This is a genomic window from Patescibacteria group bacterium (assembly GCA_034660655.1).
Lineage (GTDB): Bacteria > Patescibacteriota > Patescibacteriia > JAACEG01 > JAACEG01 > JAACEG01.
The window spans coordinates 1-5,165 of sequence record JAYEJU010000003.1 but is presented as its reverse complement, the minus strand read 5'-3'; the positions used below and the strand labels follow the sequence as shown (position 1 = coordinate 5,165).

Genomic DNA, 5,165 nt, shown 5'->3' with positions numbered 1-5,165 from the left:
GAGGCTCTTTCAGAATTAATAACAATTTCACGCGCTTCATTTATTAATTCATCGTTTTCCTCAAAATCACTGTCTAGATTTTCAATTCCATTACCTTGTCTCTCAATTATTTCCTCGTCATATTCAACATCATCATAATTAGTTTTTAAATAATTAGCCACCTTTTTAATTTCCTGTTCTGATATAAAAGCGCCTTGCAGTCTTTTTGGCTTTGAAACCTCAGCCGAAACAAACAGCATATCGCCTCTGCCAATCAATTTTTCAGCTCCGCTACAATCTAAAATTGTCCGCGAATCCATAAGAGACGCAACACTGAAAGCGATGCGTGAAGTTATATTTGCTTTGATTAAGCCAGTGATAACATTGACTGACGGACGCTGAGTCGCGATAATTAAGTAAATGCCAACCGCCCTAGACATTTGAATTAAACGAATAATTAAAGCTTCAACTTCGTGCCCTGCAGCTGCCATTAAATCAGCTAATTCATCAATAACAATAATAATACTTGACATACTGTTTCCAGAAGCCCTATAAGAAAAAATATCGCGGTTGTTATTTTTTGACAAAACATCAAAACGTCTTTCCATTTCAGAAATCGCCCACTTAAGCGCGTTTACTGTTTTTTTAACATCAGTAATTACGGGGCATAAAAGATAAGGAGTCCTATTATAGACTGGAAGCTCAACTCTTTTTGGGTCAATCATTATAAAACGCAAATTATCAGGGCTATTTTGATAAAACAGGCTGACAATAACAGAATTTATGCAAATAGTTTTTCCAGACCCTGTTGATCCAGCGATTAAAAGATGCGGATTTTTTGCAAAATCAGCCATCCAAATTTTTCCAGAAACATCCTTTCCCAGGCTTATCATTAAATTTGATTGCCGATTTTTAAATTCCTTAGAAGTTATAATATCTTTTAAATTAACTTTCGCGACAAACCTGTTTGGCACTTCAATCCCGACCAAAGATTTTCCTGGAATTGGCGCTTCTATTCTAATTGGATGAGCGGCTAAAGCAAGGGCGATATCATTGCTTAATGTAATAATTTGCGACAATTTAATTCCTTCTGCCGGCTTAAGAGTATATTGCGTAACAGTCGGACCTACGCTCACTTGCCCCATTTCAACGTCTATATTGAAATTTTTCAAGGTTTTTTTAATAATTTCTATGCTATTGTTAATGTCTCCGCTTGTTGGTTTTTCACTGCTTTGATTTAATAAATTAATCGGCAAATCTATTTTTTGCTTTGAAGAATAATTTTTTTTAAATTCCATTTTTTCTTGTTCTCCATCCAAATCCTCTTTTGAATGATTTATTTCCGATTGAACGAAACGCGGATCTTCTTCATCGTTTTGTTGGTTATCTTCTTTTTTAATATCTTCTTCTTCATATTTCTCTTGGTTATTGTATTTTCTTTGTTGTAAATAATTATGCGTTTTATTTTTGAATTGAACTGACAAAACTGCTGTTTTAACTAATAACTTTTTTAAAAATCCAGCGCCGATTAGTAAATTATCCAAAGAAATATTAAAAATCAGCAAAATAGATCCGACAAAAATTGCCAATAACGCGACAAATCCGCCCCAAAAACCAAAAAAATAAACTAATGGATAATTTAAAATAATTCCCACATATCCTCCGCCTTTTCCTGCTGACGCGATCGCGAACGTCTGTTTTAAACTTTCCCACAAAGAACCGAACGGCAATGGCTGGGTTAATTGTATAAAAGCGTAAAAACTTAAAATAAAAAAAGTCATTGCTAAATAATGAATAACTTTTAACGCTCTTTTTCTGGCGGATACAAGAAGATAAACAATGCCAGATAATAAAAATGGAAAAGCAAAATATCCATTGCCAAAAAATTTCACTAATATTTTTTCCAATCCAAAGCCAAAACGTCCCGCTAAATGAAAAAAGCTTAAAAAAGAAAGAATAATAAAAGACAATAAAATTACTATTATTAATCCTTTTTTGGCTTCTATGTCAATTTCAAATTGATTGTCTTTTCTAATTCGTCTTTTTTTTAATCTCATAATTAAAATTGCTCTAAATTTTTAGATTTGTTATTACAATTATAACAGATTAAAACGCAAACGCAATATTTTTGCTAAATACTTATTTAAATGGTATAATTTTTTTAATCGTTCTTTAATTTCAATTATAATAAAATACAAAAATATTCAGGAGGAAAAAATAATGAATATTAAGCAAAAAATATCTGTTATCAATTATAAAGGAGGAATTCACGCGATTATAGGGAGAGACAAAAAGTATCATCGTAAAAATTTGATTTTCAGCACTTATTATAGCGAAATCAGAAAAAGCGATCCTGCGGTAAAAGCCAGAGGTTTGTTAGGGCGGATTAGAATAATGTCTGTTAAACATAGAATAAAGTTTGAAAATATTAAAAATCTTGATAGTTTTAAAAAACATGCTGAAAAAGACGGAATGAATTTTGATTAAAATTCATTTAATTACAATCTATAAAAAAAGCTGGGATGAAAAATATCCCAGCATTTTTATTTTATTTATTTTTTGTTTTTTACATTTTTTAATCTAACACTGCTTGGGCCGCTGTTATTATTGGATAAGCCGTTGGCGGAGCGGTAATCAAAGGATGCGTGGCAACTTGCAAATTAGCAAGTTCTTGCGCAGTCATTTTTTTTACAACAGCGACAGCAATCAAGTTTATCATCTCCGCAATATTCTCTGGCCCAGAAACCTGTCCGCCAATCAATATCTTTGATGACTTTTCAAATACAAGTTTTATCTTAATCAAACTTGTATTAGGTAAAGTTCCTGGATGATGATTAGGTGTTTCACTTACGCCAATAACAATTTCAATATCTTCTTTGACTGCTGTTTTTTCATTCAATCCAACAGAAGCTAGAACCAACCCCTGCAAACAAGTAGAAAAAGCAGCGACAGTTCCTTCATTTTTTATTAAATTTTCACTAGCACGATACAAATTAGCGCCAGCAATTCTTGCTTCATAACAAGCAACCGAAGCAAGCATTATTAAATTAGATTTTCCCGTGAAAAAATCCCTTGTCTCAGCACAATCACCGACAGCAAAAACATCAGGGGTATTAGTCCTCATAAATTCATCTACTAAAATTCCTCCCTTTTCCACCACTTCAATTTCCGCATTCTTAGCCAATTCAATATTCGGCCTTGCGCCAACTGACATTATTACTAAATCAGCAGAAATTTCTTCGCCATTACTAAGTTTTACCGCCTCTACTTTATCTCCTCCCATTATTTCTTCTACCGCCGTTTTAAGATAAAGATTTACTCCTTTTTCTTTGATTTTTTCTTCACCAGCAATAGCAAATTCTTCATCAAAAGGAGCTATTAAACAGTGATCTAAAATTTCCACAATGCTTATATTTTTTTCTTCCATTGCGCTTAATTCTTCCGCTAATTCCGCTCCGATAAAACCTCCTCCAATAATAACAATATTTTTTGCTTTAATAATTTTTTTCCGCAAATTCTCTAAATATTTAATATCTTTTTTAATCTGATAAACTCCTTTTAATTCCGCTCCTTTAATAGGGATTATCGCTGGACTTGAACCAACAGCTAAAACTAATTTATCATAGTTTATTTTTTTATTGCTCTTAAGAATCACTTTTTTATTATCTGTCTCAATTTTTACTGCTTTGTCAATTACTAAGTCAATCTTATTTGCCTTGTATGCTTTATCCGGCATCATATTTTTTTCAACAGCTTCTAACCGATTAAAAATATACGGAAGTCCGCAAGGAACAACACATTTTTTGTCTTCTCTTATTAAAGTGATTTTTTTATCAGGATTATTTTTTCTGGCTGTTACGCCTGCAATTAACCCAGCTGGCCCTCCGCCAATAATTAAAATGTCTGTTTTTTTCATAGTTTATGCTATTAATAAAAAATATTTTTGAATTTTCGATAACGTTTGCGTGTATGCGATGTTGCGACCGTAGGGAGCAATATGTGTGAAACGAAGCGGAACCGTATACACGCTGTTATATGATGTCACTTTTTACGAACTCCTTAATTGAGTTAGTCTTTGTTTTACCGCTTCTTCAAATTTTGTCGTAAAGGAATTTTCTTGATTATCCAAACTGTGAATATACGGATTGTGTTCGTAGGTATCATGATCTACGCCGTTAACCAGAGCACCTATTGCCCACATTGTGTAGTATTCTATATATCTTGGAAAATCGTCCTCTATTATTTTGTTGACTGTCATGTTGCCCAAATCGTTAAAGTACAAGTGAACGGCACCCTGCGACTCAGCTAAATTAAAATTGTCTCCGCCAAGACGAATTCCATTGTCAATTAGTCTAGCTATCTCATTAACGACCTGAGACATTTTTTCAAGCATTATTTAGTCATTCAGTTGCGTGTCCTTGCTAATAAGAGAGACGCCTTCTCTGCCAACGTTTTTCCCGTCAAAAACACGAAAGGGTAGGTCTTGATATCGTTTCATTATTATTCCAGGGAAATGGGTTCCGTTCACGGCCGTTGGTCTGATATCGCATAACTCATTAACCAAAAAATCTCTTTCTCTAAGATGTTGCGTGTTTGCAGGTTCTTGGAGGACGATTTTCCATTTTTCAACCATTCGGTCAGGGGCGTCCTGAATACCACAAATACCTATTGCGTAATGCTGTCCAGCTATTTCTATGTCATAGACTTCTTTACTACCACCTGATCCCAATCTTTCGTGTATGGTGGCATTTTGTTCCTCAACTGACAGACTTTCAACTGTGTCTTGCCTAGGGTATTCAGGGCGCCTTCTTGAACGCACAATGTGGGCAATGTTATCTGCAGTTAACAATGCTTCGGGGGGGGATTTGCTTATGTTTTTCAAAATTTGAAGGATTTTTCATAAAATGTGTGAGTAAAAAGTGATTTCATATAACATATCCGAATATGAGAAGTTTTTGCCCGCTTCATTATCAAATTTCAATATAAAAAAGGGCAAAAATTTGGGTGGAAGGAATTTGCACTCATTATTATTATTTCTCTGAAGCGATAGCGAAAGAGAAAATTTAGTTAATGTAAATTTCTGGAACCGCATATGCAGGTGTTGTACGATGTAAATTTTTTATCTGGTTTTAATCGCTTTAATTCTTTTTTGCGGAAAAGAAAATTTGATTTTTTGTTTTGAAAAA

Annotated in this window: 5 protein-coding genes; 1 reads left to right on the top strand and 4 read right to left on the bottom strand. The window is 33.6% G+C overall.

The window, feature by feature from the left end; all coding sequences use genetic code 11:
* The coding region (locus U9O55_00090) for a DNA translocase FtsK 4TM domain-containing protein (GenBank protein ID MEA2088232.1) at positions 1-2,036 on the bottom strand (2,036 nt) is incomplete at its 3' end.
* Positions 2,037-2,199: 163 nt separating this feature from the next.
* On the opposite strand from U9O55_00090, the gene U9O55_00085 reads away from it, so the two are divergent.
* Positions 2,200-2,466, top strand: a complete 267-nt coding sequence (locus U9O55_00085; protein ID MEA2088231.1) for a hypothetical protein — start codon at positions 2,200-2,202, stop codon at positions 2,464-2,466.
* Between the two features lie 88 nt (positions 2,467-2,554).
* Here the strand turns inward: U9O55_00085 and U9O55_00080 are convergent, their stop codons facing one another.
* From U9O55_00080 to U9O55_00070, 3 genes are all read right to left on the bottom strand, one after another.
* The gene (locus U9O55_00080) at positions 2,555-3,895 is read right to left on the bottom strand and encodes an FAD-dependent oxidoreductase (GenBank protein MEA2088230.1); all 1,341 of its coding nucleotides are present in this window, start codon (positions 3,893-3,895) and stop codon (positions 2,555-2,557) included.
* A gap of 132 nt (positions 3,896-4,027) precedes the next feature.
* Positions 4,028-4,360 carry a hypothetical protein gene (locus U9O55_00075; protein ID MEA2088229.1) on the bottom strand — a complete coding sequence of 111 codons (333 nt, stop codon included), beginning with the start codon at positions 4,358-4,360 and terminating at the stop codon, positions 4,028-4,030.
* Between the two features lie 15 nt (positions 4,361-4,375).
* Positions 4,376-4,861: a hypothetical protein gene (locus U9O55_00070; protein MEA2088228.1), complete on the bottom strand. Its 486-nt coding sequence runs from the start codon at positions 4,859-4,861 to the stop codon at positions 4,376-4,378.
* Positions 4,862-5,165 lie beyond the last annotated feature (304 nt).

Coding starts and splice junctions, on each gene's coding strand:
- U9O55_00085 (MEA2088231.1), top strand. CDS start 2,200: ATGAATATTAAGCAAAAAATATCTGTTATCAATTATAAAGGAGGAATT.
- U9O55_00080 (MEA2088230.1), bottom strand. CDS start 3,895: ATGAAAAAAACAGACATTTTAATTATTGGCGGAGGGCCAGCTGGGTTA.
- U9O55_00075 (MEA2088229.1), bottom strand. CDS start 4,360: ATGTCTCAGGTCGTTAATGAGATAGCTAGACTAATTGACAATGGAATT.